Annotated in this window: 1 protein-coding gene; it reads left to right on the top strand. The window is 40.6% G+C overall.

Features of this window, described 5'->3' with window-relative positions; all coding sequences use genetic code 11:
- Positions 1–1,077, top strand: a 1,077-nt coding sequence (locus FDK13_RS35180; protein WP_137344679.1) for a transposase, incomplete at its 5' end; no start/stop codon positions are given.
- Positions 1,078–1,280: the final 203 nt, after the last annotated feature.

The raw sequence follows: 1,280 nt of genomic DNA, 5'->3' as shown, positions 1-1,280 counted from the left end.
TTTATAAAAATTGATGTAGTTCGCCCTTATAGCTTTCAGTTATATCAGAAATATATTTCAAAAATCACCGAAGAGAACGTGCAGAAATTATTGGTTTCACTCAATAAAATAGCGATTCAACAGGGTTTGGAAGATGTCTCAAAGCTACGGCAGGATACTACCGTGGTAGCAAGCAATATTCATTATCCAACTAACAATTCGTTGGTTTGGGATTGTATAAAGGAGAGTAAAAGGTTACTGATGTTACTTTCAAAGGAGGTAGAGGGGCTTAGCTACCGGGACTACACGGTGTCGGGCAARAAAACATTTTTTAAGATCAACAATACCAGAATCGGAGATAAACGTATCGATCTGTTCAAAAAGCAGATGATTGTTTTTACTAAATGTATCAACCAGATCAGCAATGTAGTAAAAAAAAAGCCCGGCTCTAGCCTGCGCTCGCTGGCATTGCATGTGCGTATGGAGAATTTTTTACCGGTCATGCAACAAGTTTTTACCATGACAGAGCGGAAAGAAATAAGAGCAGAAAAGGTACCTAATGACCAAAAGATATTTTCGATCTATGAGCGGCACACAGACATTATCGTCAAAGGGGGCAGGGATATACAAGGGGGCAGGGATATACAATTTGGCCACAAAGTGAGCCTGTCTACCGGGAAAAGCAATCTGATCCTCAACTGCCAGGTATTAAAGGGTAATCCATCGGACTCGGGGCTATACCAATCTACGATTGATAAAGTGATTGCAGACTATGGCGTTATTCCCCGCGACAGTGTGGCAGATGGTGGTTATGCCTCCAAGGCTAATAGTGAGCATGCTCTGGGAGCAGGTATCAAAAACATTGTATTCAATAAAATAACAGGCAGTTTAAAAAACATTGTATCCAGTCAGAATATAGAAACCCGATTGAAAAAGTGGCGCAGTGGCATTGAGGCCAATATTTCCAATTTTAAAAGAGGGTTTAATATTCGCTGCTGCAACTGGAAGGGAGATGCACATTTTAAGGCTAAGGTACTATGGAGTGCCATTGCCTACAATGTGAGGGTGATGACATCGAAGTTAATTTTGCAACTATAAAACCAGCTAACTTGAGCCTTTAATGAGGCCCAAGGGATAACTACGTCCTGCAAAGCGAAAACGAGCATCAGAAATATATATTTTGCGCACAGCTCGTAAAAAAAGCAGCCAAACATCTAATAAGCCACCTGTCAAATCTGTTTAACCGTGCGAAATCATCACATTAGCTCGAAAACCTTACTGTATGGACAGACTCTAATTAA

It is taken from the genome of Dyadobacter frigoris (assembly GCF_005280585.1).
Classification (GTDB): Bacteria; Bacteroidota; Bacteroidia; order Cytophagales; family Spirosomataceae; genus Dyadobacter; species Dyadobacter frigoris.
Note: the sequence above shows the minus strand (reverse complement) of the source record. Positions and strands in the feature narration are given on the sequence as shown.